This is a genomic window from Sphingobium sp. LF-16 (assembly GCF_003711185.1).
Lineage (GTDB): Bacteria > Pseudomonadota > Alphaproteobacteria > Sphingomonadales > Sphingomonadaceae > Sphingobium > Sphingobium yanoikuyae_A.
Genome location: NZ_CP029335.1, coordinates 41,623 through 67,210 on the forward strand (window position 1 = coordinate 41,623; position 25,588 = coordinate 67,210).

At 66.9% G+C, this 25,588-nt stretch carries 28 protein-coding genes, 1 other RNA gene and 1 riboswitch; of the genes, 16 read left to right on the top strand and 13 right to left on the bottom strand.

Annotation, left to right across the window (positions count from 1 at the left end; genetic code table 11):
• Positions 1-615 precede the first annotated feature (615 nt).
• On the bottom strand, positions 616-1,785 hold the full coding sequence (locus DIZ22_RS00215; protein WP_048938404.1) for a glycosyltransferase: 1,170 nt from the start codon (positions 1,783-1,785) through the stop codon (positions 616-618).
• Between the two features lie 57 nt (positions 1,786-1,842).
• The gene (locus DIZ22_RS00220; protein ID WP_048938403.1) at positions 1,843-2,406 is read right to left on the bottom strand and encodes a helix-turn-helix transcriptional regulator; all 564 of its coding nucleotides are present in this window, start codon (positions 2,404-2,406) and stop codon (positions 1,843-1,845) included.
• Positions 2,407-2,506: 100 nt separating this feature from the next.
• Here DIZ22_RS00220 and DIZ22_RS00225 point away from each other — a divergent pair, with 100 nt between their 5' ends.
• Positions 2,507-2,965: a DUF6456 domain-containing protein gene (locus DIZ22_RS00225; RefSeq protein ID WP_048938402.1), complete on the top strand. Its 459-nt coding sequence runs from the start codon at positions 2,507-2,509 to the stop codon at positions 2,963-2,965.
• A gap of 112 nt (positions 2,966-3,077) precedes the next feature.
• On the opposite strand, the gene DIZ22_RS00230 is transcribed toward DIZ22_RS00225, so the two are convergent.
• From DIZ22_RS00230 to DIZ22_RS00245, 4 genes are read right to left on the bottom strand one after another with little or no spacing between them, the layout of a single operon-like run.
• Positions 3,078-3,620 (bottom strand): NUDIX hydrolase, encoded by a 543-nt coding sequence (locus tag DIZ22_RS00230; RefSeq protein ID WP_048938401.1) that lies wholly within the window; start codon positions 3,618-3,620, stop codon positions 3,078-3,080.
• On the bottom strand, positions 3,617-4,243 hold the full coding sequence (locus DIZ22_RS00235) for a membrane protein (protein WP_048938408.1): 627 nt from the start codon (positions 4,241-4,243) through the stop codon (positions 3,617-3,619). The genes DIZ22_RS00230 and DIZ22_RS00235 overlap by 4 nt, the downstream gene beginning before the upstream one ends.
• 50 nt (positions 4,244-4,293) lie before the next feature.
• Positions 4,294-5,094, bottom strand: coding sequence for a TPM domain-containing protein (locus DIZ22_RS00240; protein ID WP_048938400.1), 801 nt, complete (start codon positions 5,092-5,094; stop codon positions 4,294-4,296).
• A 10-nt stretch (positions 5,095-5,104) separates the two neighbouring features.
• Complete coding sequence (locus tag DIZ22_RS00245) at positions 5,105-5,707, bottom strand: LemA family protein (protein WP_004210411.1); 603 nt, start codon at positions 5,705-5,707, stop codon at positions 5,105-5,107.
• 101 nt (positions 5,708-5,808) lie between these two features.
• Here DIZ22_RS00245 and mscL point away from each other — a divergent pair, with 101 nt between their 5' ends.
• From mscL to DIZ22_RS00315, 14 genes are all read left to right on the top strand, one after another.
• Entirely contained in the window at positions 5,809-6,243 is a 435-nt protein-coding gene (gene mscL / locus DIZ22_RS00250) for a large conductance mechanosensitive channel protein MscL (RefSeq protein ID WP_004210412.1), read from the top strand.
• A gap of 143 nt (positions 6,244-6,386) precedes the next feature.
• The gene (locus DIZ22_RS00255) at positions 6,387-6,659 is read left to right on the top strand and encodes a hypothetical protein (protein ID WP_004210413.1); all 273 of its coding nucleotides are present in this window, start codon (positions 6,387-6,389) and stop codon (positions 6,657-6,659) included.
• A 136-nt stretch (positions 6,660-6,795) separates the two neighbouring features.
• Positions 6,796-9,165 (top strand): chemotaxis protein CheA, encoded by a 2,370-nt coding sequence (locus DIZ22_RS00260; protein WP_122927850.1) that lies wholly within the window; start codon positions 6,796-6,798, stop codon positions 9,163-9,165.
• Positions 9,166-9,176: 11 nt separating this feature from the next.
• Positions 9,177-9,614, top strand: coding sequence for a chemotaxis protein CheW (locus DIZ22_RS00265; protein ID WP_017500268.1), 438 nt, complete (start codon positions 9,177-9,179; stop codon positions 9,612-9,614).
• A gap of 84 nt (positions 9,615-9,698) precedes the next feature.
• On the top strand, positions 9,699-10,064 hold the full coding sequence (locus tag DIZ22_RS00270) for a response regulator (protein ID WP_004210416.1): 366 nt from the start codon (positions 9,699-9,701) through the stop codon (positions 10,062-10,064).
• A gap of 64 nt (positions 10,065-10,128) precedes the next feature.
• Positions 10,129-11,223 (top strand): chemotaxis protein CheB, encoded by a 1,095-nt coding sequence (locus tag DIZ22_RS00275; RefSeq protein WP_048938397.1) that lies wholly within the window; start codon positions 10,129-10,131, stop codon positions 11,221-11,223.
• Entirely contained in the window at positions 11,223-12,092 is an 870-nt protein-coding gene (locus tag DIZ22_RS00280) for a protein-glutamate O-methyltransferase CheR (RefSeq protein WP_170978445.1), read from the top strand. The genes DIZ22_RS00275 and DIZ22_RS00280 overlap by 1 nt, the downstream gene beginning before the upstream one ends.
• Before the next feature lie 137 nt (positions 12,093-12,229).
• Complete coding sequence (locus tag DIZ22_RS00285) at positions 12,230-12,928, top strand: N-acetylmuramoyl-L-alanine amidase (RefSeq protein ID WP_010336705.1); 699 nt, start codon at positions 12,230-12,232, stop codon at positions 12,926-12,928.
• A gap of 29 nt (positions 12,929-12,957) precedes the next feature.
• Positions 12,958-13,343: RNase P RNA component class A (gene rnpB / locus DIZ22_RS00290), an RNA gene on the top strand.
• A gap of 55 nt (positions 13,344-13,398) precedes the next feature.
• On the top strand, positions 13,399-15,393 hold the full coding sequence (locus DIZ22_RS00295; RefSeq protein ID WP_234415649.1) for a hypothetical protein: 1,995 nt from the start codon (positions 13,399-13,401) through the stop codon (positions 15,391-15,393).
• 49 nt (positions 15,394-15,442) lie between these two features.
• Positions 15,443-15,991: a J domain-containing protein gene (locus DIZ22_RS00300; RefSeq protein ID WP_004210421.1), complete on the top strand. Its 549-nt coding sequence runs from the start codon at positions 15,443-15,445 to the stop codon at positions 15,989-15,991.
• Positions 15,964-16,314, top strand: a complete 351-nt coding sequence (locus DIZ22_RS00305) for a hypothetical protein (protein WP_048938394.1) — start codon at positions 15,964-15,966, stop codon at positions 16,312-16,314. The genes DIZ22_RS00300 and DIZ22_RS00305 overlap by 28 nt, the downstream gene beginning before the upstream one ends.
• Positions 16,315-16,385: 71 nt before the next feature.
• Positions 16,386-16,706 (top strand): hypothetical protein, encoded by a 321-nt coding sequence (locus DIZ22_RS00310; protein ID WP_048938393.1) that lies wholly within the window; start codon positions 16,386-16,388, stop codon positions 16,704-16,706.
• Positions 16,706-18,235, top strand: a complete 1,530-nt coding sequence (locus DIZ22_RS00315; RefSeq protein WP_048938392.1) for a methyl-accepting chemotaxis protein — start codon at positions 16,706-16,708, stop codon at positions 18,233-18,235. The genes DIZ22_RS00310 and DIZ22_RS00315 overlap by 1 nt, the downstream gene beginning before the upstream one ends.
• A 7-nt stretch (positions 18,236-18,242) precedes the next feature.
• On the opposite strand, the gene DIZ22_RS00320 is transcribed toward DIZ22_RS00315, so the two are convergent.
• Together DIZ22_RS00320 and DIZ22_RS00325 are read right to left on the bottom strand one after the other, a co-directional pair.
• Positions 18,243-18,680, bottom strand: a complete 438-nt coding sequence (locus DIZ22_RS00320) for a hemerythrin domain-containing protein (protein WP_048938391.1) — start codon at positions 18,678-18,680, stop codon at positions 18,243-18,245.
• Positions 18,681-18,859: 179 nt separating this feature from the next.
• Positions 18,860-19,474 carry a Fe-Mn family superoxide dismutase gene (locus DIZ22_RS00325; protein ID WP_004210428.1) on the bottom strand — a complete coding sequence of 205 codons (615 nt, stop codon included), beginning with the start codon at positions 19,472-19,474 and terminating at the stop codon, positions 18,860-18,862.
• Positions 19,475-19,894: 420 nt separating this feature from the next.
• On the opposite strand from DIZ22_RS00325, the gene rnk reads away from it, so the two are divergent.
• On the top strand, positions 19,895-20,299 hold the full coding sequence (gene rnk / locus DIZ22_RS00330) for a nucleoside diphosphate kinase regulator (protein WP_048938390.1): 405 nt from the start codon (positions 19,895-19,897) through the stop codon (positions 20,297-20,299).
• Between the two features lie 142 nt (positions 20,300-20,441).
• Here rnk and ispZ read toward each other — a convergent pair whose 3' ends face one another.
• From ispZ to DIZ22_RS00355, 5 genes are read right to left on the bottom strand one after another with little or no spacing between them, the layout of a single operon-like run.
• Entirely contained in the window at positions 20,442-21,095 is a 654-nt protein-coding gene (gene ispZ / locus DIZ22_RS00335) for a septation protein IspZ (RefSeq protein WP_048938389.1), read from the bottom strand.
• Positions 21,085-22,023 (bottom strand): signal recognition particle-docking protein FtsY, encoded by a 939-nt coding sequence (ftsY, locus tag DIZ22_RS00340; RefSeq protein WP_017500277.1) that lies wholly within the window; start codon positions 22,021-22,023, stop codon positions 21,085-21,087. The genes ispZ and ftsY overlap by 11 nt, the downstream gene beginning before the upstream one ends.
• A complete protein-coding gene (mtaB, locus tag DIZ22_RS00345; RefSeq protein ID WP_010336713.1) occupies positions 22,023-23,264 on the bottom strand; it encodes a tRNA (N(6)-L-threonylcarbamoyladenosine(37)-C(2))-methylthiotransferase MtaB in 1,242 nt (413 codons plus the stop codon). The genes ftsY and mtaB overlap by 1 nt, the downstream gene beginning before the upstream one ends.
• A gap of 2 nt (positions 23,265-23,266) precedes the next feature.
• Complete coding sequence (gene dapF, locus DIZ22_RS00350; protein ID WP_122927851.1) at positions 23,267-24,079, bottom strand: diaminopimelate epimerase; 813 nt, start codon at positions 24,077-24,079, stop codon at positions 23,267-23,269.
• A gap of 40 nt (positions 24,080-24,119) precedes the next feature.
• Positions 24,120-25,127: a threonine/serine dehydratase gene (locus DIZ22_RS00355; RefSeq protein ID WP_122927852.1), complete on the bottom strand. Its 1,008-nt coding sequence runs from the start codon at positions 25,125-25,127 to the stop codon at positions 24,120-24,122.
• A 139-nt stretch (positions 25,128-25,266) separates the two neighbouring features.
• A riboswitch (cobalamin riboswitch) is annotated at positions 25,267-25,509 on the top strand.
• Positions 25,510-25,588: the final 79 nt, after the last annotated feature.

The following is a 25,588-nucleotide window of genomic DNA, read 5'->3' on the forward strand; positions in this document are numbered from 1 at the left end:
GCGACAGGGAAAGGACAGCGACGCGACAGTGTCGCGTGGGCGGCGGCAGTGGAGGCGGGAAAGGGCGCGGCGTTCCATCGAAGCATGTGGAACAGAAAGGGCGAGAGTAGGAAAGCGATGGGGCTGCTACCGACCAAATGCGGCTGTAAAATCCTCCCCTGCAAGGGGAGGGGGACCACGAAGTGGTGGAGGGGTGTCGCCCTATCGAGAGGGAGATACCCCTCCGTCTGGCCTTCGGCCAGCCACCTCCCCTTGCAGGGGAGGATGGTCTGAAAACGACCAAAGGCGGAAGTTGACTGGATATGGTCTGTCACCCACAAGCGGTCCCCATGGGGATCAAAGCACTCGCGATGTGGCTCGCTGTTTCAGCTACGACGTTTGCCGCGTGCTGTTTTGCGATGCTTCAATTCGGTCATTCCATGAATGCGCCCATATTGGTGTATCCATTCATGGCCGTCTGGGGCGTGAGTGCGCTCACTTGGCCCATATTTCTTATGCGCTTGATACGTAGATCAATGCGGGCAGCTTTGCACAGATCGCGTCCATAAGCGGACTTTCCGCCAACCACCCAACTTTGCCACCCCAGCGGAGGGCCGGGGTATATTCTAGACCGGTTCAGCCTCGCGTTATGCCCGTGAGATGATCGAGCAGGGCGTCGCCATTGGCGGTCCAGGTGAAGCGCAGGGCGGCGGCGCGGACGGCGTCGCGCTCGGGCGGGTCGGCCAATATGTCGGCGATGGCTTCGGCCAGGGCTTCGGGTTCGCGATCGACGATCCTGCCGGCTTCGGGGCGATCGAGCAGTTCGCGGGCGCCGCCGACGTCGGTGATGACGATCGGCGTACCGCAGGCGAGCGATTCCACCCAGGCATTGGCCAGCCCTTCGGATTCCGATGGCAGCGCCATCACGTCGGCAGCGGCATAGAGGCGCGGCAAGCGATCGTGCGGCACCGAGCCGAGGAAGCCGATGCGCCGTTCGACGCCCAGTTCCTGCGCGAGATTTTCGAGCATCCGGCGATACTGGCCCTGACCCGCGAGCAGCAGGGTGGTGCCGGGCAGCTGGGGCAGGGCGCGGACCAGAATATCCTGCCCCTTGCGCGGGATGAGCGCGCCGACGCAGAGGATCAGCGGCCCTTCGAAGCCGAGCGCGGCCTTGGCCTGATCGCGGTCGGCGATTTCGAAGCGATCAAGGTCGACCCCGGTATAATGGACCCGAATCTTGTCGGCATCGATGCCCATTCGGCCCATGGAGCGCCGCATCGCGGCCGAGACGGCGAGCAGGCCGGCGGCGCCGTCGGCGGCGCGCTTCACCATCTTCTTCGTGCCGCGCTGGGTGCCCCAATGATGAATGTCGGCGCCGCGCGCCTTGACCGAATAGGGGATGCCGAGCGCCTTCGACAGACGCTGGGCCACCGGGCCGTCGGGGAAGAAGAAGCTGGCGTCGATCACGTCGAACGGGGTCTGGGCGTGCAGCCGCTTGACCAGCGGCAGGATGGCGCGGGTCATGGTGAGGACATTGGTGCGGCCGCCGAATTTCGGGATGATCGGGAAGGTCGGCCGATAGACGGTCAGATCCTTCCACCTTTCCTTGGGTGGCAGGGCGCGCAGCGGGGCATAGCGGCCGGCGCGCGAGAGCGGCCAGGGCGGCATGCCGATCGGGGCGACGACGGTGACGCTGACGTCGGGGCGGCTCGCCAGTTCGCGCGCCTGTCGCTCCACGAAAACGCCGAAATTGGGCCGGCTCATGTCCGGGAAGAGCGTGGAAAGCGTGAGGACGTTGAGTGTCATGGGCCCTCCCTACTGCATGTCGGTTAAGCGAGGCTTAGGCGTGGCGGGGGCGCTTGGCTATAGCCGTCGGACGAGTTGCACCGCCACTGCGCCCCAGGGTGGGTCGGTCAGTACCTGTTGCCGGGCGCCATGGCCGAGCGGCAATATCTGGAGCCGGTCGCCCTCGCGGCCGATGAGGCGGCCGAACAGGAAGCGGCCAGCGGGGCGGGGAAAGAGGACGTCGCGGTTCAAGGCGCTGGCGAAATCGGCCGGGGCGATGCGGCGGCACCAGATGGCGTCGCCGCTGCGATAGTCGCCTATGCTGGCATTGACCTGGATGCCGATCATGCCGTCGGCGGGCACGGGCGGCGGGAAGGACAGGGCGCGGACCGGTGCGCGCGCGCCCTCCGGCCCGAGCAGGGCGGCGACGGGCACTTCGCTCTGGCCGGGCAGGGCGACCAGTTCCGCGCTGGTGACGCCGAGCGCGTCGGCGATGCGGTTCAGCCATTTGACCGAGACGGTGCGGGTGCCGGTTTCGAGCCGGCCGATGGTCTGGGCGGTGGTCGGCGGCACGCAGAGCAAGCCCACCTGTTCGAGCGTCAGGCCCTTGGCCTTGCGGACCTCGCGGATGCGGGTGATCATGGCTGTCCTCGGGTTGATAACCTATTTGGTTTTCTCTTTCCTACAGATTATCCGCCGTGGCAAGCCCCTGGCCTATCCCACCCTGTCAGGAGATGCCGCCATGGCCGCCCAGTTTGTCGACCGTATGATCGAAGACCCTGCCGGAAAGATGCAGGCGGTGAAGCTGCATCTGGGGGAATCTCCGATCGGCTGGCTGCATGCGCGGGGTCATGTGAGCGACCGGCAGCTGGCGGCAGGCGAGCGGCTGCGCCGCGACTGGGAGCAGGCGGGACTGGGCGCGCGGGTGACGATGCGCTGGGACGGGGCGCCGGCGGAGCGGCGACGGGGCGGCGCAGCGGCGATGCCCGATCCGAGCGCCGCGCAATTCTCGGCGCGCGAGCGGTTCGATGGTGCGGTGCGGGCGGCGGGGCCGGGGCTGGCCGACATATTGTGGCGGGTGGTGTGCGCGGGCGAGGGGCTGGGGCCGGCGGAACGGGCGCTGGGCTGGCCCAGTCGCGCGGGCAAGCTGGTGCTGGGACTGGCGCTCGACCGGGTGGCGGACTGGTATCGGGTGGGGTGAGGGGTTGGGTGTGCCGCGCAAGCGGCGGTCTACGTCGATGGGGCAGAAGCTCGCTGCGCTCGCTACCCACCCCAACCCCTCCCTGGAAGGGAGGGGCGAGATATATTGATATTCAGACCATGAATCCTGCGCCGAGGAGCAGGAGCAGCTTCACGTCCATGGCGAAGCCCTGGTCGCGCCAGGCGGCGATCTGGTCCGGCAGGGTGGCGAGGGGGACGCGGTGGACGCGGATATCCTCGCTGTCGACGCCGCCGCCCTCGCCGGTCTTCACCAGATCATGGGCGCGGAACAGGGTGAAGCTTTCCGAGACCATGCCGGGGGAGCTGAAAAATTCGCCGAGCGATTCGAGGCGACCGGGGAGATAGCCGGTCTCTTCCTCCAGTTCGCGGCTGGCGGCGAGGCTGGCGTCCTCGCCGGCGTCATGATCGCCGACGAGGCCGGCGGGCAGTTCGATGCAGCGCTTGCCAAGCGGCACGCGATACTGGTCGACCAGCAGGACATGGCGGCCGTCGGCGTCCTCGTCGATCGCCAGGATGACGGCGGCGCGGATGCCGCGGGCGCGGCCGACATATTCCCATTTGCCGCGCTTCTTGGCGGTGATGAAGCGCCCGGTCCACATGGTTTCCTCGGGCGCATTCCAGTCATTATCGCTCATAATTCGATCAGTCTGTCCGGCAGTTCGTTGATGTCGTCGGCGGCGCGGGGGAAGTGCGGCGCCAGAATCGCGCCGACCCGGCCGATGGCGAGGGCAAGGCCTTCGCCCGGCCGGTCGTCGCGCACCGCGTCGATCAGCAGCGCCATCGCCTCGCCCCAGGCTTCCGGCGTGACGCGATCGTTGATCGCCTTGTCGGCGACGATTTCGGCGCGATGCTCGTCGAGCGAGAGATAGATGAGCACGCCGGTGCGGCCGGCGGTGCGGGCCTCGGCAGCGGCGCGGAACAGCAATATGGCGCGGCGGCGCACCCGGCGGGCCTTGGTCGCGCGCGGGGTGAGCGCCATGCGCAGTGGCATGATCGCGAGGAGGTAGCGCACCACCAGGAAGTCGAGGATCAGGTCGCCCAGCAGGATGGTCAACATCTTCCAGTCGGCGACCTGATGGTCCCAATCGCCCAGCAGCCGGCCGGCCAGGTCGCGCAGATAGTCCGGGAAGAAGGCGAAAAAGGCGAGGGCGACGAACACGGTGCCGATCGCCCAGTGCAGGCCGACATCATGATAGGCGTCGGACCGGCGCGCGACGATCGGCACGATCTCGCCCGATGTCTGCTTTTCGGCCTCCATCACGGCGGCCGAGACAAGGTCATGATCGCGTTCGCTGAACTGTACCGGCTTCACCAGCTGCCTCCCGCACCGCCGCCGCCGAAGCTGCCGCCACCGCCGGAAAAGCCGCCGCCATCGCCGCCGCCCCAGCCACCGCCGCCACTGCCCCAGCCCGAACCACCGCCGCTGCCCCAGCCGCTGTCGGACGGGCCCCAGATGATGACCGGGCCGGCACCGCCGCGATAGCGGCGACCGCGACCGCCGCGGCTGGCGAACATCGATATGCCGACGATGACGATCACGATGACCCAGAAGACCAGCATCACGGCGCCGCCGCCATTGTCGCCCTTGCGCTCTTCCGCCTCGGCTGCGGCGGCGCGCGCCTTTGCCTCCTCGGGCGGCAGGGTCAGCAGGGTGGCGAGTTCGTTGACGCCAGCGTCGATGCCGCCGGGAAAGTCGCCCGCCTTGAAGCGCGGGATGATGGCGGTGCGATAGATGCGCGAGGCGAGCGCGTCGGTGACGATACCCTCGACACCATAGCCGGTGGCGATCCACACTTTGCGCTCGTTCGGGGCGACCAGCAGGATCGTGCCGTCGTCCTTTTCCTTGCTGCCGATACCCCAGCTGCGGCCGAGCTGATAGGCATAGTCGCCAATCTCGTAGCCCTGGAGGTCGGGGACGGTGGCGACCACCACCTGTCGCCCACTCTGCTTGTCGAGCGCGGCCAGCTTGGCGGTCAGCGCCTGCTCCTGCTGCGGCGAGAGCAGGTTGGCGGCATCGACCACCTGGCCGGTCAGCTTGGGGAATGTCTGTGCCTGCGCCGCCGGTATGAAGACCAGCAGCGCAAGGACCAGTAGCAGGCGCCGCATCATCGTTATCGGCTCAGTTGCCGAAGTCGACCTTGGGCGCTTCTTCCGCGCCGGGCGTGACCGCCTGGAACGGGGCCATGGGCTTTGCGCCATGGATCAGCTTGGCGCCGATCGCGTCGGGGAAGGTGCGGATGCGGGTATTATAGGCCTGGACCGCTTCATTATAATCGCGGATCGAGACGGCGATGCGGTTTTCCGTGCCCTCCAGCTGCGACTGGAGCTGCAGGAAATTCTCGTTGGTCTTGAGGTCGGGATAGGCCTCGACCGAGGCGAGCAGGCGGCCAAGGCCCTGGCTCAGCTGTGCCTGGGCGGCCTGATATTGCGCGACCTTGGCCGGATCGGACAGGTCGGCGGCGTTGATCTGGATCGACGTCGCCTTGGCGCGGGCCTCGGTCACGGCGGTCAGCGTCGCCTGTTCCTGCTTGCCCGCCGCCTTGACCGTGGCGACGAGGTTGCCGGTCAGGTTGGCGCGGCGCTGATATTGCGCCTGGACGTCAGCCCATTTGGCCTTGGCATTTTCCTCGGCAGTGGGGACGCTGTTGATGCCGCAGGCGGACAGCGCAAGCGCGCCCATGACCGGCAGCAAAAGGCGGGAGAGGCGACGCGGGAAAAGCATGGAACATCCTCGGCTCTGTTTCGCTGACGGAAATAGGGCGTTGTCGGATGGCGTGCAACGGGCCATGCAGAGTTTATCGAAGGCGAGACAAGAGGTTCATCATGGGGCTGATTTCGGAATTCAAGACGTTCATCAATCGCGGCAATGTCATGGACCTGGCGGTTGGTGTCATCATCGGTGGCGCGTTCGCCACCATCACCAAGTCGCTGACCGATGACCTGATCATGCCGGTGGTCGGCTATCTTTTCGGTGGCGCTGACTTTTCGGGCTACTTCCTGCGCCTGGGCGACCTGCCCGAGGGGTTCAAGGGCAACCCCAACAGCTATGCCGACCTGAAGGCGGCCGGTGTCGCCATGTTCGGCTGGGGCCAGTTCCTGACCGTGCTGGTCAATTTCATCATCCTGGCCTTCATCATCTTCCTGCTGGTGAAGCTGGTGAACAAGGTTCTGGCCAAGCCGGAGGAAGCGCCGGCACCGGCCGTCACGCCCGAGGATATCGTGCTGCTGCGCGAGATTCGCGACTCGCTGAAAAAATAAGCGATTGCGACAAACCGAGGCCCTGATGGGAACCATTGGGGACGCGGCCGGTTGATCGGCGTCAGGGTTCGGGATGGCAAGGACCGTCCCGAACCTCGTGTCGAACATGTCAGCCCTGAGGGGGCGCAACAGGAGAAAACGCTGTGAAAAGCTTCGTCGCAATCCTTGGCCTTGCCAGCATGGTCTCGCTCGCCGCGTGCGATTCCAAGCAGGAAAACAAGGTCGAGAATGCCTACGAGAATCAGGCGGACGCTCTCGACAACCAGGCCGCGAACATGGAAGCGATGGCCGACAACCTGTCGGGCAACGCCGAAAATGCAGCCGAAAATGCGGCCGACGCGCTGGAGAACAAGGCCGACGCCACCCGCGAGGCGGGCGAGGCTGCCGCCGACGCGGTGGAGAAGAAGCAGCACTGATCTGCTGCGGCACCGAGCATCGGGCCAAAGGGGCGTCGCGCTTGCGGCGCCCTTTTTCTTTGCCGGCTCTCGCCTTTAACGGCCCCTTAACCACGGCCGGCCATGGTGCCCTCGCGCGCATCCAAAGGTCGTGGGAATGGACGAGTTACTTCAGGAATTCATATCCGAAACGCAGGAAACGCTGGAGGCTCTGGCGGGCGAAGTCGTCGCCTGGGAGGCCAATCCGGGCGATAGCCAGCGGCTGGACGCCATTTTCCGCTTCTTCCATACGGTGAAGGGCAGCTGCGGCTTCCTCAATCTGCCGCGTTTCGAGAAATTGAGCCATGCGGCCGAGGACGTGTTGTCGGAGATTCGCGCCGGCAACCGCAAGCCCGATCCCGCGACCGTCAGCGCGGTGCTGGCGATCATGGACCGGATCGGCGAACTGGCCGAGGCGGTGGCGCGCGGCGCGGCATTGCCCAACGAGAATGACGAATATCTGATCGGCGCGCTGACGCAGGTGGAGGCGCCGGCCGCGCCCGCCGAGGAAGCGGAACCCGAAGAGCCGGCGGCCCCGGTCGCGGCGGTGCGCCAGGGCCAGGCGCTGCGCACCATTCGCCTGCCGCTGTCGCTGATCGACCAGTTGATGAACGGCGTGTCGGACATGGTGCTGGCGCGCAATGAATTGTCGCGCAAGCTGCGCGACCGGTCGGCCGATCCTGAACTGGACAGCGCGTTCGAGCGGCTGTCCACCTGTGTCGCGGACATGCGCGACGTGATTTCCAAGACCCGCATGCAGCGGGTCGAGCGCCTGTTCGCGGCGATGCCGCGCATGGTGCGCGACCTGAGCCGCGATCTCGACAAGCGGATCGAGCTGAGCCTGGAAGGCGGCGACGTCGAGATGGACCGCGAGATGGTGGAGATGGTCGTCGACCCGCTCACCCATATCGTGCGCAACAGCATCGACCATGGCATCGAGACGCCCGAGCGGCGGCGTGCGGCGGGCAAGCCGGAGGCCGGCCGGTTGCGGCTGGAGGCGCGCCAGTCGGGCAACCAGATCGTGATCGAGATCAGCGATGACGGCGCCGGCATCAACACCGCGCGGCTGGTGGAAAAGGCGATCGCCGCCGGGCGGCTGACGCCCGATGCGGCAGCGCGGATGACCGAGCAGGACAAGCTGGACCTGATCTTCCAGCCGGGGCTGACGACGGCCGCCAAGGTGACGGCGGTGTCGGGGCGCGGTGTCGGCATGGACGTGGTGCGCGCCAATATTGAACGGATCGGCGGCGTCATCGCGCTGGACAATCATCCGGGGCAGGGGCTGCGCATCACGCTGCGCGTGCCGCTGACGCTGACCATCATTCCGGGCCTGATCGTGCGCGCCGGCGGCCTGCATTTCGCGATCCCGCGCGCGGCGGTGGTCGAGATACTGCACGACAATAACGAGATGATGCAGATTGCCGATGTCGGCGGTGCCAAGATCGCGACGATCCGGTCGATCCGCCATTCGATGATCGACCTGGAAGATGTGCTGGGCATGGACAAGCCACAGCAGATCGGACCGCGCGCCGTGATGGTGGTGCGATCGGCGACCGGCGTGCCCTTTGCCATGGGCGTGTCCGCAGTCGAGAATCATGAGGAACTGGTGATCCGTCCCGCATCGCCGCTGGTGATGGCGAGCGGCGTCTATGCCGGCATGACCTTGCCCGACAATGGCAAGCCGATGCTGCTGCTGGATGCGGCGGGCTTGGCCAATGCGGCGCGCCTGCCGAACCTGATCGACGATCGCGCCCATGGCGCAGTGGCGGATGCCGCCGCGCAGGAGCCCGGCGTCGAAATGGTGGCGGCGCTGCGCTTCGAGGAATTGTCGGGCGAACGGCGCCTGCTGCGCCTGTCGCTGATCGAGCGGGTCGAGGATATCGACGCCAGCCTGTTCGGCCGGTCCGGCGGCCAGGCCTTCGTCCGGCTGGACGAGCGGCTGGTGCCGGTGGTGAACGGCCGCCATGCCTTTGCCGAGGACAAGGTCTGCGCGCTGCGCCTGCGCGATGGCAGCCTGGAAGCCTGTTACCCGGTCGCGGCGGTGCTGGACATCGTCCAGATGCCGCTGGTGCCGGACATGGTGGCGATGCACGGCATGCTGAGCGGTGTCGCGGTGGTCGATGGCGAGCATCTGGAGGTCATCAACCCCTTCGCCCTGTTCGCCGCGCTGCCGCAGGAACCGATTGCGCCGCACAGCCGGGGCCGTTGCCTGCTGGCCGATGCGGAGGATGGCTGGACCCGCGAGATATTGGCGCCGCTGCTGCGCCAGGCCGGGCATGAGGTGGTGCTGGGGCTGCCGGGCGACGCCGTCGATGCGCAGGATATCGTGCTCTATTCGGCCGGCGATGTCGGCCAGGTGGCCGAAATCATGGGATGCCGGGTGGTGCATCTGCGCGCCACGCCACGGGCCACCGGGCCAATGGATGCCAGCATCTACCGCTATGACCAGGACGCGCTGATGGCGGCGCTGTCCGGCGCACGCGGGTAAGGGGAAGAGCGATGGAGCAACTCTATCTGTTGGCGACGCTGGCCGGTGCCCGCATCGCGGTCGATGCCAGCGAGGTCGAGGCGGTGGTCAAGCTGACCGAGATATCGCCCGTGCCCGGCATGGGCGTGCATGTCGCGGGTCTTTCCGCGCTGCGCAGCCGGGTGCTGACGATCATCGATGTCGCCGCGCTGATCCATGGGCGCGCGACCCCGGCCGACCAGCGCGACCTGGCGATCATCGCCAATATCAGCGGCCATAGCTATGGCCTGATGGTCGATGGCGTGTCGGATATCTGCCGCGTGCCCGAGGGCGAATTGCCGTTGCGCGGACAGCTCGACCCGGCCTGGATGCCCTTTGCGCGCGGCGTGGTGGAGCATGAGGGCGTGCCCCATCTGCTGGTGTCGCTGGCCGGCTTCATCGAGGCCGGTGCCCAGGCACAGGCGGCCTGATCGCTTGGCCGCGTCGTTTACCATTTCCTCGCCTTTCGCGTTTACGCCTCTCCTCCCGGCACGTAAAAATCAAAGGGACGCTTCATGAAGAACTGCCTGGTCGTCGATGATTCCAAGGTCATCCGCAAAGTGGCACGCCACATATTGGAATCGCTGGACCTGACCGTGACCGAAGCGGTGGACGGGCAGGATGCCCTGACCCAGTGCGAGGCCAGCCTGCCCGACGTGGTGCTGCTCGACTGGAACATGCCGGTGATGAGCGGGATGGAATTTCTGCAGGCGCTGTCGGCCACCAAGATGGAGGCCCGGCCCAAGATCATCTTCTGCACCACCGAAAACGGCATCAGCCATATCAAGGCGGCGGTCGAGGCCGGTGCCGACGAATATGTGATGAAGCCGTTCGACCGCGAGACGCTGGAGAGCAAGCTGGCGATCGTCGGGGTCATCTAGGCCCGGTCCCTCCCTTCGAGGATATCGCCGTCTTTCCCAGCCTCTTCGTTCTGAAAGCCCGTCAATGACCGTCTTCGTGCCGACCATGGTCAGCCTCGACAGCCACACCGCTCCCGCGGTGCGCACGCTGGTGGTTGACGATTCGGTGGTGGTGCGCACGGTGATCGAGCGCATCCTGAACGCCGATCCCGGCTTTACCGTCGTCCACAAGACCAACAGCGCGGAAAATGCGCTGCGCTATCTGGCCGAACATAGCGTCGACCTGGTGCTGCTCGACATCGAACTGCCGGGGCAGAGCGGCCTGGCGGCGCTGCCCGCGATCCTGCGATCGAACCCGCAGGGCAAGGTGGCGATCCTCTCGGGCCGCTGCGAGGAGGGCAGTGCGGCGGCGGTCGAGGCACTGGCGCTGGGCGCGAGCGATATCCTGTCCAAGCCGGGCAGTGGCAGCTTTGGCGAGCAATTTCCCCAGGCATTGATCGATCGGCTCGGCCGGCTGTTCGGCGGCGAAGCGCCGACGGCACCGGCGCAGCGGTCGACCTTGGTTCCGTCCGCCCATGCGACCAGCGCAGCGGTCGAACCCCTGGCCTGCCTGGGCATCGGGGCGTCGACCGGGGGCATCCATGCGCTCAGCCAGTTGTTCGGCGGCCTGACCGCGCCGCTGGGCGTGCCGATCCTGCTGACCCAGCATCTGCCGGTCAGCTTCACCGTCTATTTTGCGCAGCAACTGGCGCGCATGACCAGCCTGCGGGTCAAGGTGGCGGAGGCCGGCGACCTGCTGGCGCCCGACACCGTCTATGTCGCGCCGGGCGACGCCAACCTGCTGCTGCGGCGCGGGCTGCATGGCCGAGTGAGCGTGGTGCTGGACCCGGAACGGACGCCGTCGGGCAATCTGCCGGGTGTCGACCCGATGTTCACCGCCATGGCCGATGTCTATGGCGCGGGCGCGGCGGGGATCGTGCTGACCGGCATGGGCCGCGACGGCACGGCCGGGGCGCGGGATATCGTGGCAGCGGGCGGCTGGATCGTCGCCCAGGATGAAACGAGTAGCGTGGTATGGGGGATGCCGGGATCGGTCGCGGGGGCAGGGCTGACCTGCGCCCTGATGGAACCCCATGCGATCATGGATTTTGTCGCACGACGCGGAAAGATGAACGACTGATGGCCTTGCCCCCTTCCAGGATGGGATCGGGCGCTGCCCGGATTTTGACAGGTCTGCTGGAAGCGCGGACCGGCCAGGTTCTGTCCGAGGGGCGGGCCTGGCGCATGGAGACGGCGCTGAAGCCTGTGCTGCGCGACCATGGTCTGCAGGATATCGACGAACTGGCCGGCAAGCTGCTGCGCAGCCGCAATCCGCGGCTGGACGAGGATGTGGTGAACGCACTGCTGAACAACGAAAGCAGCTTCTTCCGCGATCTGCAGATTTTCGACCTCATTCACCGGCAGATATTGCCGCGTATCCAGGAGGCGCGGGGCGACCGGGTGCTGCGGATCTGGAGCGCGGGCTGTTCGACCGGGCAGGAAGCCTATTCGCTGGCGATCCGCTTCTGCAACGAGGCGGCGCGCTGGGCGGGCTGGCGGATCGAGATATTGGCGACCGATATTTCGAGCGCGGCGATCGACCAGGCGCGCAGCGGCATTTTTTCGCAGATGGACGTACAGCGCGGCCTGCCGATCGGCGATCTGATCAAATGGTTCGAGCCGGCGGGCGATGACTGGCGGGCGAACCCGGAACTGCGGCGGATGATCGATTTCCGTCAGGATAATCTGTTCGCCGCGCGGGTGCCGAGCGGTGCCTATGACCTGCTGCTCTGCCGCAATGTGCTGCTCTATTTCTCGCCCGAACGGCGCCAGAGCGTGTTCGACCTGCTGGCCCGGCACAGCCATGACCGGTCGGTGCTGCTGCTGGGCGCGGGCGAGACGGTGATCGGCCAGAGCGAGGAATTTGTGCCGCATCCCGAATTTCGCGGCAGCTATGCGCGGCGGGGGGCATCGGCCGATGCCGGCAATTCGGCGCGGCGCGCGAGCTAATCGCCCGGAGACCATTTACCACGCTTGATTGCCGCGCCGGTCTCGGCCATGATTCCGCCTGTGGCTGCATGACGCGGCGCGACGCAGGGCGGAACAGGGCGTGAGACTGGACTTTTCGTGGTGACGGGCCCTTTGCGATGACCGACATCCCCATGATCGAAACGCCGTCGCCCAATTATGACGAGCGCAGCCTGCCGATCACCATGCTGGTGCTCCATTATACCGGCATGCCGGACGCGGCGAGCGCCATCAACTGGCTGGCCAATGCCGAATCCAAGGTGTCGGCCCATTATGTCGTGACCGAGGATGGCCAGATCATCCGCATGGTGGCCGAGGACAAGCGCGCCTGGCATGCCGGCCGGTCGCACTGGCGCGGCATCGACGATGTGAACAGCGCCAGCATCGGCATCGAGATCGTCAATCCGGGGCATGAATGGGGCTATCGGCCTTTCCCCGAGGCGCAGATGGGATCGCTGATCCCGCTGGTGCATGACATCGTCCAGCGCCACCGGATCACGCGCGGCAATATCGTCGGGCACAGCGACATCGCGCCCGCGCGCAAGCAGGATCCCGGCGAGCTTTTCCCCTGGGGGCAACTGGCGCGGTTGCGGCTGGCGCTGCCGCGACCGACCAAGAATCTGATGGACCCGCACTGGACCGACAGCGGCTTCATGCTGGCGCTCGAACGTTTCGGCTATGACATTGCCGAGCCTGAGCCGGCGGTCGTCGCCTTCCAGCGGCGCTTTCGCCCCGAACTGATCGACGGCATCATCGATGGCGAATGCCGGGCGATTTTGCTCGCCCTGCTGCTACCCAAGCCGACAGGGGATGACTGACCCGATTTTTGCGCCTATAGGCGCCTGTGCCAGAGGGCCGGGCGGCCGCGGCGTGGCGGGTAACTTCCACGGCGAGGAAAGTCCGGGCTCCACGAAATGACGGTGCCGGCTAACGGCCGGCTGGAGTGATCCAAGGGACAGTGCAACAGAAAGCAGGTCACTAAGGCTTCGGCCCAGTGAAATTGAAAGGGTGCGGTAAGAGCGCACCGCGTCTGCGGCAACGCAAGACGGCACGGTAAACCCCACCGGGAGCAAGACCGAATAGGGGCGGCGCGCAGCTTGACTGCTAGGTCTGTTTCGACTGAGACCGCTCGGGTTGGTTGCTTGAGGGACGGAGCAATCCGTCCCCTAGAGGAATGGTCGCCTATCCCCCTTTGGGGGTGGACAGAACCCGGCTTACAGGCCCTCTGGCATTTCCCCTGTTGCGAGGTTATCGCAATAACCGGTCCGCGGTCTTGGGGGGATTCGGTTTGCGTAACAGATATTTGGCCTTGCTGATGGCGATGGCCGCCATGCCCGCTATCGGCCATGCGATGCAGGATGCGGCGCCGGCAGCGCCTGCCCCCGCGCCCGCAACTGGCACGATCCAGCAATTGTTCGAGCAATCGACGCAAGCCACCGAGGCGGCGGATTATCCCCGCGCGCTTGAAATCCTCACCGCGCTCGAAGGTCGGGTGGTGCGCAATCCGCGCAGCCTGGCGATCGTGCGGGTGCGCAAGGCGATGGTACTGGCGGAACTGTCGCGCTGGGCCGAGGCGCGCGACCTGCTGAACCAGGCGGCGCCGGCCCTGCCCAGGGATGATACCAGCCTGTCGACCGACCGCTATCGTGCCGCCTACACGCTGGGGCGCGTGTCGATGGGCGACCTCGACTATGTCGGCGCGCTGGCCCATTTCAGCGCGGCGCTGGCCGAAGCGGAGGGGCCGGCGGCGCGCATCCAGGCGCTGCTGGGGCAGGCGCAGGCCGGTACGTTCGTCGATCCGGCCGAAGCGGTGAAGGCCGCCGAAGCGGCCAATGCCATTGCGGTGGCGGACCCCAAGATGTTCGACAAGGCGTCGCTGGCGCATATCGACCTGATCCGGGGGCGGGCGCTGCTCAATCTGGGCCAGTTCGATCCTGCGGAAAAACTGTTCGCACGGGCGGTGAAGCAGCAGGGCGGGCTGACCACCAGGGTCGATTTCGATGATCTCGTGACCCGGTCGGATGCGTCGATCGCCGCCATGCTGGCCGGCCATCGCGACACGGCGCGCAATTATCTGGTCTATACCGGTGCCGGGCGCATGCCGCAGCAGGACTTCACCCAGGGCGCGGACATGGCGCTGCCGCGCTGTGGCGAGGATGGCGTCCAGCCCGAGGATTATGCCGTGGTGGAATTCGGCATCAGCGACAGTGGCGCTGTTTCCTATGCCCGGCCGGTCTATGGATCGCGCCCCGGCCCGTCGGCGCTGGCGTTTGCGCGGGCGGTGCGGGACTGGTCGTGGCGGCCCGATGACGTGAAGAATATCCCGGCGCTGTTCCGGTTCGTCACGCGGCTGGAACTGCGTTGTTCGACCGCGGAAGGCGGTCCGTCGATGCTGGCGGGGCCGACCAAGGCTTTGGGCGACTGGCTGGAGGCCAGGCGCGTTCCCGGCCCGGTGCTGGACAATGTGCCGATGACCCGGCAGCGCGCGCTGCTGTTGCAGCAGGCGCAGCTGATCCGCAGCCAGAAGGGCGATACGACGGTGGAACTGGTGCCGGTGCTGATCCCGCTGCTCGCCGGATCGATGGCCGCGCGCGAGGATGTCGAGACCTATGGCCCGCTGCTGCGCCGGGTGGTGCGGACGGCGGATGCCCCGCCGCTGGCGCAATTGCTGGTCGACCGCCTGGTCCATGATGCCGCCGAGCATGTGGATATTCGTATCCGGGCCGATTCCCCCTATGCGTTGCGCGCCGCCGATTATCAGGCCGATGCCGATGCACGGGCGACCTTCGCGATCCTGGCCTATGATGATCTGACGCCCAGGGAAAAGGCCGGGTCGCAGGCGCTGTTGAACGCGGTGATCGACGATGGCGCCTTGCCGGCCAATGATCCGCTGCGCGTGGCAGCGCTGGTGCGACGGGCGAGCCTGCAGGCGACCGGCGGCAATCTGGAAGCGGCACGGGCCGATTATGCCGCGACCGGATTGTCGGCGCAGCAATGTTCGATCGTCGATGCCAAGCCCAGCCTGCGCAGCGCGCCAGTATCCTCCGCCGATTATCCCACGGACATGGTGTCCGTGGGTGTCGAGGGATGGACGCGGGTCCAGTTCGACATCGCGGCGGACGGCACGACCCGCAACCAGCGGGCCGTCATCACCTATCCGCCGATGATCTTTGGCACCAACGGCACGAAGATCGTGACGCGGGCCAAATATGAGCAAAGCTATCGCCCCGATGGTGGCCTTGGCTGCGGCGGCAACATGCAGGGTGTGACTTTCCGCCGTTAATCCCGGTGCAGGGCTGGCTTTCCGGGCGCGGCTTCCCTAATTTGGTCCGATGGCAAGACAGAGCCGATCCAATGACTGGGGTTTTCCCCGCTGGCGTGCCTATGGCGCGACGCGGGAAGCGCAGCGCGTGCGCATCTGCGACCGTTTCGGCTGTGATCAGCCGGGTAACTGCCCCGCGCCCAAATCGCCCAACAGCCCGGACCGCTGGTATTTCTGCAGCGAGCATGCGGCCGAATATAACCGCAACTGGGACTATTTTCAGGGGCTGGACGAGGAAGAACGGGCCGAGCGCGAGCGCACCGAACGGCGCGATGCCGGCGGCTATCAGTCGAGCGCCCATCATGGCTGGGGCGGTCCCGGCGACGGCAGCCGGTCGCGCGACGAGATGCACGCGCTGCAGGCGCTGGGGCTGGAGGATGACGCCGATTTCGAGGCGGTGCGCAAGAGCTGGCGCAGCCTGGCCAAGGAATATCATCCCGACGTGAAGCCGGGCGATGCCGAGGCGGCGGTGCAGTTCCAGACAATCCAGGCCGCCTATGAGGTGCTGCGTGCGGCCGAGGAGCGGCGCACCTGGAAGCCGCGGGGCGCCAGCGATTGAAGGATCATGTCCGGTCCAACTGGCAAAATGCCGTGCTGGTCTGCCGCAAATGCTCGAAGAAGCTGGACGGCGGCTTCGGCAAGGATGGCGAGGAGCGGCTGGCCAAGGCGCTGCGGCGGCATCTGTCGCTGAAGAAGGGGCGCAAGGCGGCGGCCGGCATCATCGAGGTGAATTGTCTGGGCGTCTGTCCCAGGGGCGCGATCACCGTGGTCAACGGCGCGGCGAGCCGCGACTGGCTGCTGGTGCGGCCGGGGGCGGATCTGGACGCACTGGCGACGGCGCTGGACCTGCCTGCGCAGGCGGAATCGCAGAAACCGGGCTGACTTACGCAAAATGCGTAAATCCGGACGGGCCTGTTAAGCCTATCCTTACCAACATTTCCTAGGGGGATGCCATGCGGATATGGCTTCCTTCCTCGCGCGGTGCGGTGCTGCTGGCCCAGCTCGCGATCATCCTCCTGGGTCTCGCCCTGCTCTACGGCAATCCGCCGGCGCAGGGGCGCATCCTGCTGATCCCGATGACGGCCGGTGCGCGCGCGCATCTGGTGCCCGATGCGGTGGCGCATGGCGCCCGGCTGGTGGCAAGCGGACGCCTGCCCGGATCGATGGTGGTGGAGGGGCAGCGCGACGCGCTGCTGCCCTTGTTGCGGGGCGGCATATTGCCGCTGCGCGCCTTTGTCGCGGCCTGTGGCGAACCGGTGGGAGGATTGGCCTGATGGCATTCAACAGTCTCGAAAGTCTGCGCCTGCACGGGCTGCGTATCCTGTTGCTGTGCAGCCTGATCTGGACCGTGCTGATCGGCATTGGCGGCATGATGATCGGCAATGAGCGGGCGGCGCCCGCCATGCTGCTGTCGGCGCTGGCCAACATCCTGCCGACCTGGATGGTGATGCGGCGTCGCAACGACCTGGAGGTGCGGCTGGTGATGGGGACGCTGGCGGCGGTGCAGCCGGCGATCACCCTGTTCCTGCTGAGCGGCCATGTCTGGCAGATGGACGCACACATGTATTTCTTCGTGGCGCTCGCCTCGCTGGCGGTGCTCTACGACTGGCGGCCGATCCTGCTGGCGTCGGTGCTGATCGCGCTGCATCATCTGGTGCTGACCTATGTCGCGCCCAATTGGGTGTTTTCGGGGCAGGCGGAGCTTGGCCGGGTCATCGTCCATGGCTTTGCGGTGGTGCTGCAGGGCACGATCCTGGGCTATCTCAGCATCAAATTGCATGGGCTGCTGCTGGCGCAGGATGCGCATGTGGCGGACACCGCCCGGCTGGCGCGGGAAGCGCAGGCGGGGCGCAATGCGGCGGAATCGGCGATGGATGCCCAGCGCCAGTCCGACGCGCGCGAGGCGCATCTGCGGATCGAGCGGGACGCCGAAAAGACACGGATGGCGCAGGACCGGCGCAGCGAGACGCTGGCGCTGGTCGGCGCCTTCCGCAAGTCGGTGGCGGGCGTGGTGAGCGCGGTCAGTGCGGCGACGGGCGAACTCAAGGAATCGGCCGGGCTGCTGCATGATCTGGCGCGCCGGGCGAGCGTGGGCACGGACGAGACGATGGCAGCGGCGGGGCAATCATCGGCCAGCGCGGCGGTGCTGGCGCGGCGGATCGAGCAATTGTCCGAATCGATCAGCGCAATCGCGGCGGCGGCCAGCCAGCAGGCGAGCCTGGGCGGCGAGGCACAGCGCGTGTCGGTGGCGGGGCATGAAGCGATGCAGGCGATGGAAGGGCGCACGGCGTCGATCACCAGCTTCGCCGATTCGATCACCGAGATTGCCGCCCGCACCAATTTGCTGGCGCTCAATGCCACGATCGAGGCGGCACGGGCCGGCGAGGTCGGGCGCGGCTTTGCGGTGGTGGCCGGCGAGGTGAAGCAGCTGGCCAACCAGACGGCGAGTGCGACCGGCGAAATCCAGTCGCTGGCCTCGTCGGCGCGGCAGGGCGCCGGGGTGGCGCAGGAAGCCCTGTCCGAGGTCGCCGGGAGCGTCGAGGAACTGGCGCAGGCGGCGCAGGCGATCCAGCGTGCGGTGGCCGACCAGCGCGATGCGACGGCGGCGATCGGCCAGTCGGCGCGCGATACCGCCCGCGACGCCGATCATATGGCGCAGCGCATGGCCACCGTGGCCGATGTCGCGCGCAATACCGAAAATCTGTCAGATCGCGTGTCGAGCGCGGCGGCCGGCCTGTCGCGCACCGCGCAGGAGTTGCAGCGCGCGACCGACCTGTTCGTGGCGCAGCTGGAAGCGGCCTGATCGCCGGTCAGCCGGCGCGGGCTGTCCACGTTTTCGCAGTTCCATCAGCAGAACGGGCCAGCGGATATAGGATGCGCTCCTCGCGATCGATCCGCCGGCTGAGGGCATCCAATATCCGGCCGCTGTCGGCGCAGAAGCCGCGCCAGTCGCGGGTGATCCGCTCATCGGTCCAGCCGGCCATGTAGCGAGCGAAGCTCTCGGCCAGCGCGCCGATCTCGGCCTGGATGCGGGCGGCCGTGGTGCGGACGCGATCGTCGCCCTGGCGCTGGAGCATGGGGTAGAGAATGCGGTCTTCCAGCGCGAGATGGGCCATCAGCTTGCGCGCCAGTTGCCAGCGCAATGCGCTCACCGCCCGAGGCTGGTCGGGATCAGCGATCGCCTGGCGCAGTTGCGCGGCGATCAGGGCGATCTCCTCATGCTGCGTGCCCAATTCGTCCATGTTCATCGCGATCCCCCTGCTGGCCAGGTTCGATCATGCACCGCCCGCCGTTAAGGGGGCATTGGGAGCCGGGACAGGCAAAGCGCATAAAGCCTGTAAAAAAGAAGACCGCCCGGCGCCTGCGCACCGGACGGTCTTTCTGTCATCGATCCTGTGGAGCAGGCCCCGATTGGAGCCTGCCGCGATCAGGCCGGCTGGTCGGCGCGGCTGGCGCCCTGGCCGTCAAGATTGAGGGCAGCGAAGTCCCAGTTGATCGCTTCCTTCAGCAGCTTTTCGGCATAGGCCGGGCGCAGGTTGCGATAGTCGATATAATAGGCATGTTCCCACACATCGAGGATCAGCAGCGGGGCGTGGCCTTCATGGGCGACCGGGGTGTCGGCGTCATGATAGCTGGTCACTTCCAGCTTGCCGTCCTTCAGGATCAGCGCGGCCCAGCCGCTGGCGAAGTGGCCGACGGCCTCTGCCTTGAGCTTCTCGATCAGCGCGTCGACCGAACCGAAGGCTTCCTCGATCTTGGCGAGCAGTTCGCCGGTCGGGGCGGTCTTCACCGGCGACAGCGAGTTCCAGTAGAAGGTGTGGTTCCAGATCTGGCCGACCTGGTTGAACAGGCCGCCCTTGGACGACTTGATCAGTTCGACCAGCGACTTGCCCTGCAGGCTCTCGTCGGCGGCGACCAGTTCATTGGCCTTCACGACATAGGCATTGTGATGCTTGCCGTGGTGGAAGTCGAAGGTTTCGACCGACAGGATGTCGCCAAAGGCGTCCTTGGCATAGGGAAGGTCGGGCAGAACAAAGGCCATGGCGGAACTCCTCGGGTTCGTTATGGGGCGGCTCGCAGTGATGCTTGCGATGCCGGTTTATCATATGGTCCATGCGGGGCGTGGACGCCTCCGTCGCTTCCCATATGCGCACCCAACGCCCAAGAAAACCAATATGTGCCTATTGCGAAACGATCGCAGAAACGGGCGGTTGGTGGGCCTTTGGACGGGATGGGGCAGTATGGCAGCGGGCGGTGTTTCTTGACAGGCGGGGCCGTGCCGAACATGATCGCAACCATGCCGTTCAAGGTCATCTTTGCACGCTTCCGCCATCATGGGGGACAGCTTCTCGCGGGCCATCCGCCCCGGACCTGACAGGCGCGCTGCCGGCAGGTCCGGGGCACCCTTCTTGACGCCTTGCGCCCGAGCACCGGGCGCACCCCCCTATCAGGAAGTTTTCCCATGACCCTGCAACAGAAGTGGGCGGCCGTGCCGCCGATCCATATTGTCGAATCCGAAGCCGACATGATTTCCGATCTGGCCTGGGCGGCGCGCGACCGCTTCCCCGACGTCAGCCAGTTGTTGCTGGAGGAGGTCGGCCGGGCGCAATTGTGCAGCCGGGCGGAACTGCCGGCCGATGTCGCGGCGATGGGATCGACCATCCTCTATCGCGATGGTGCGCGCGGGGCGCCGCGCCGGGTGGAACTGGTCTATCCCAGCCATGCCGATGTGGCGCTGGGCCGGATATCGATCCTGACGCCGGTCGGCGCCGCGCTGATCGGGATGCGGGCGGGCAATGCCATATTGTGGCCGGACCGCGACGGCCATCTGCGCGACATTCTGGTGGACGAGGTGGTGCAGGCCTAGGGCCAGTCTTGCCCCACATCCGTCATCCTGACGGAAGGCACTCCTGAGCTTGTCGAAGGATCAGGATTCATTCTGCACTAAGCCCGAGAGCGAGCGCAGAATGGATCCCGGATCAAGTCCGGGATGACGCAGTTTTTTGGGGTCAGCCCTGCGGCGGGGTGGTTTCGCCCACCTCGTCGCTGTCGAGGCCGTCGTCCAGGGTCAGGCCGTGGCGCAGCAGCATCGGGATGTTGGCGCCGGCGAAGACGACCGAGACGATGGTCACGCCCCAGACCTTGACCGCGAGCCAGGTGTCGAAGCTCATCGACCGGCGCATGAGTTCGTTGGCGACCGCCATGGCGACGAAGAACAGCGCCCAGTTGCGTGACAGCTTGCGCCAGCCTTCCTCGCTCAGCCCGTCATAGGCCGCCTGGAGCAGATATTTGAGCAGCGGCTTGCCGCGCAGTAGCCCGGCTAACAGCATCAGCGCGAAGAAGGCGTAGATGATGGTCGGCTTCAGCTGGATGAAGCGCTGGTCGTGGAAATAGATGGTGAGGCCGCCGAAGAAGAGGATCAGCAGCGCCGAGAGCCAGAGCATCGGCGAGACCCGGCCGAGCTTCACCTTGGAGATGATCACGGCGATGACGATCGCGGCCATGAAGGCGGCGGTGCCAAAGCTCATGGCGGTGATCGGGTTGCCCGCACCCCAGAACCAGCCCGCGCCCTTGTAGCTCAGGAAAAAGACCAGCAGCGGCCCGAAATCGAGCGCGAGGCTGAGGCTGCCGCCATGGGCGGGCTTCTTGGCGTCAGCGGGCATAGGCCGTCCCCGCGATCGCGCGTGCCATGTCGCCGGCATCGAACGGGCGCAGGTCCTCGATCTTTTCGCCCACGCCGATGGCGTGGATCGGCAGGCGATATTTCTCCGCCGCCGCGACCAGCACGCCGCCGCGCGCCGTGCCGTCGAGCTTGGTCATGACCAGGCCCGTGACCTGCGCGGTTTCCTTGAAGACTTCGATCTGGTTCAACGCATTCTGTCCCGTGGTGGCATCGAGGACCAGGACAACGTCGTGCGGGGCGGCCGGGTTCAATCGGCCGAGCACGCGGCGCACCTTGGCCAGTTCGTCCATCAGTTCGGTCTTGTTCTGCAGGCGGCCGGCGGTGTCGACGATCAGCACGTCGATGCCGGTGGCCGTCGCCTGCTTGACCGCGTCGAACACGATGCCCGCCGCGTCGCCGCCTTCCTTGCCGGCGACGATGGGCACGCCCAGCCGGTCGGCCCAGACCTTCAATTGGCCGATCGCGGCTGCGCGGAACGTGTCGCCCGCCGCCAGCATCACGCCATAATCCTGTTCCAGGAAATTATTGGCGAGCTTGGCGATGGTGGTGGTCTTGCCCGATCCGTTGACACCGATGACCAGGATCACCTGGGGCCGCGGAAAGGCTTCGATCTCCAGCGGGCGGGCGACCGGGGCCAGCACCTTCTCGATCTCCTCCGCGATGATCTCGCGCAGATATTCCTCGGTCAGTTCCTTGTTGTAGCGCCCCTCGGCCAGGCGATCACGAACCCGGCCGGCCATGGCCGGGCCGAGATCGGACATGATCAGGGCTTCCTCGATCTCGTCGAGGGTCTGGTCGTCGAGCGCGGCCTTGGTGAAAAGGCCGGTCAGATTCTCGCCGAGCTTGTCGGATGTGCGCTTGAGGCCGCCGAAGAGGCGGTCGCGCCAGCTGGTGCCGGTGTCAGTCATTATTGCGCCTCTTGCGCGATCAGCGCGCCATTCTCAAGGCCGCTGATGCGGGCCGCGACGATCGTGGAGGGGGGCTGGGGCGTGGTGAAGCGCACCGGCGCGAAATTTTCCGCATGGCCCGACAGGCCATTGCGTTCGACCAGCACCGACTGGCGAGTGCCCACCAGGCGGGCGAGCCAGGCATCGCGCTGGGCCGTGCAGGCGTCGCGCAGCAGGGCGGCGCGGGCCTTGATGGTGGCGCGATCCAGCTGGGGCATGCGCGCGGCCGGCGTGCCGGTGCGCGGTGAATAGGGGAAGATATGGCCATGGACGATGTCGCAATCGGCGACCAGCGCCAGGCTGTTGGCGAACATGGCGTCATCCTCGGTCGGGAAGCCGGCGATGATGTCGGCGCCGATGCTGATGTCCGGGCGGGCGGCCTTCACCCGCTCGACGATGCGCACGGCGTCGGCGCGGGCATGGCGGCGCTTCATGCGCTTCAAGATCATGTCGTCGCCGGCCTGCAGCGAGAGATGCAGATGCGGCATCATGCGCGGCTCATGGGCGATGAGGTCGAACAGCCGCTCGTCAATCTCGACACTGTCGATCGAGGAGAGGCGCAGCCGGGGCAGGTCCGGGACATGCTTGAGGAGCCGTTCAACGAGTTGGCCGAGCGAAGGGCTACCTGGCAGGTCCGGGCCATAGCTGGTGACATCAACGCCGGTCAGCACGATCTCGCCATAGCCCGCGTCGACCAGTTGCTTCGCCTTGTCGATCACCGCGCCGGCGGGCACGGAGCGGCTGTTCCCCCGGCCATAGGGGATGATGCAGAAGGTGCAGCGATGGTCGCAGCCATTCTGCACCTCCAGAAAGGCGCGGGCATGTTCGGCAAAGGCGCTGGCCATGTGCGGCGCGGTGTCGCGCACGGCCATGATGTCGGAGACGTTGACCTTATCCGCCACCGGGGCGAAGGCGGCTGCCTCCAGCTTCTCCCGGTTGCCGATCACGCCGTCCACTTCCGCCATGGCGGCGAAGGTCTGGGGTTCGGTTTGGGCGGCGCAGCCGGTGACCAGGATGCGGGCGTCGGGGCGGTCTCGCCTGGCGCGGCGGATCGCCTGCCGGGTCTGGCGCACGGCCTCGGCCGTCACGGCGCAGCTGTTGACGACGATCAGGTCGTCCTGTGCGCCGGCCATTTCGCGAATAGCCTCGCTCTCCGCGATGTTGAGCCGGCAGCCCAGGGTGATGATGTCGGGACCAGCCACGGTCAGAAGCGGTCCCAGTCCGCCTCGCCGTCGAACACATGGGTGGCGGGGCCGGTCATGCGGATCGTGCCGCCCGGTGCCCAGTCGATCTCCAGGTCGCCGCCCGGCAGGCTGACCGTCACCGGGCCGGCCATCAGCTTGCGCCGGATCGCCGCGACGGCGGTGGCGCAGGCGCCGGTGCCGCAGGCGCGGGTCAGGCCGGCGCCGCGTTCCCAGACGATCAGGCGCAGATGCTGCGGGCCGACGACCTGCGCGAAATTGACGTTCACGCGAGCGGGGAAAAGCGGGTCATGCTCGATCAGCGGGCCGAGCCGTTCGAAATCGACCGCGTCCAGATCCTCGACGAAGAAGATCACATGCGGGTTGCCGACATTGACGGCGGCCGGCGCGGGCAAATCTTCCCAACTGGCCGACATCGTCAGCGTGTCCATCGGATAGCCAAGCGGGATCGCGTCCCAGTCGAAGCGGGGCGCGCCCATGTCGACGCTGGCGCCGCCGTCCAGGCCCTTGGCGTCGAGCAGCCCGGCCCTGGTGCGGATCAGCACGTCCTTGCCGACGAACAGCGGTACGCAGCGGGTGGCGTTGCCGCAGGCTTCCACTTCCGAACCGTCGGAATTGAAGATCAGCATCGACACGTCGGCCTGGTCGCCGGTCTCGGCATCGCCGATGACGATCAACTGGTCACAGCCGATGCCGGCATGGCGATCGGCAATGGCGCGGGCGCGCGCCTCCGTCATCGCGACCGGCGCTTGGCGCGCGTCGATCACGACGAAATCATTGCCCAGACCATGCATCTTGGAAAAGCGGCTCATCATGGCGCCGCATTTAGTGCGGGACGGGGCAAAAGACCAGCGGTCAGGCGTTCGGGCCGCCGATGATCGCGGCATAGGTGGCCGGATCGACATTGGCGCCGGAGATGACGAGGGCGGTGGCGCCGTCGGTGGGCGGGGCGAGGCCGGCGAGCATGGCGGCGAGCGCCACTGCACCGCCCGGCTCCACCACGAGCTTGAGCGTGGTGAAGGCGAAGCGCATCGCGTCGCGCACCTGATCGTCGCTGACGACCAGGCCGCCGGCCAGCAGGGCATGGTTGATCGGGAAGGTCAGCGCGCCGGGGCTGGGCGCCAGCAGGGCGTCGCAGATGCTGCGTGCGTCGGGCGAGACGCTTTCCCGCACGCCGCTGGCGAGCGAGCGAGCCGTGTCGTCGAAGCCGGCGGGTTCGACGGCATAGACGCTGATGTCGGGGCGGGCGGCCTTGACCGCCGTGGACGTGCCCGCGACCAGCCCGCCGCCACCGCAGCAGACGAGTATCTGTGCGAGGTCGGCGCTGGCGGCCTGGGCCTGGTCGAGTATTTCGAGGCCGATCGTGCCCTGGCCGGCGATGATGAAGGGATCGTCGAACGAGGGGACCAGCGTTGCGCCGCGTTCGGTGGCCAGGGCGGTGGCGATTGCCTCACGGCTCTGGGTGAAGCGGTCATAGGGGACGACCTCGGCGCCGAGCGCACGGGTGTTGGCGGTCTTGATCGCCGGGGCATCGGCCGGCATCACGATCGTGGCGGGAATGCCGAGCAGGCGCGCGGCAAAGGCGACGCCCTGGGCATGATTGCCCGAGGACCAGGCGACGACGCCCGCCGCCCGTTCCGCATCGTTCAGCCGGGCGAGGCGGTTATAGGCGCCGCGGAACTTGAACGATCCGCTATGCTGGGCGCCCTCGAACTTCACCAGCACGCGCCGGCCGCACAAATCGTTGAGCGCGGCATTCTCGATCAGCGGGGTACGGACCGCCGCCGGCGCGATCAGCCGCGCGGCATCGGCGACGTCGGCGGCAGTGATGGCCATCAAGGATAGATCTGGCGAATCGGACATGTCGGCTCCTTGGGTCAGAGGCCCCTGCATAGCCGGCCACCAGCACCGCGCAACGATCCGCCGGGGCGATCCTGGCCCGCTTGGCAGGGCTTGTGCTTTGGCTTATGGGGGCCGCGCGCCGGGGCGGTCAAAAGCCCCGGACGCGCATGATCGCGCCGGTGCCCGCAAGGGCTGAAAACGGGAATGCGGTGCGGGGGGCGCAGCCCTTCCAAATCCGCGGCTGTCCCTGCAACTGTAAGCGGTGAGCGCGATGCGCAGGGTTCCCAGGCTCTTCAAAAGGGGAGGGCCGGAACCGGCCACTGGACCGATAGGTCCGGGAAGGCTGGCGCATCGCTGCCCTGACCCGCGAGCCAGGAGACCTGCCGGCGTCTGGTCGCTCTTGCCCTGGCCCAGGGGATGGCCATGGCGCGGTGTTTCCGTCGAGCGACGCCCATGGCGGCCGGGGCCGCATCGGTGCGTGG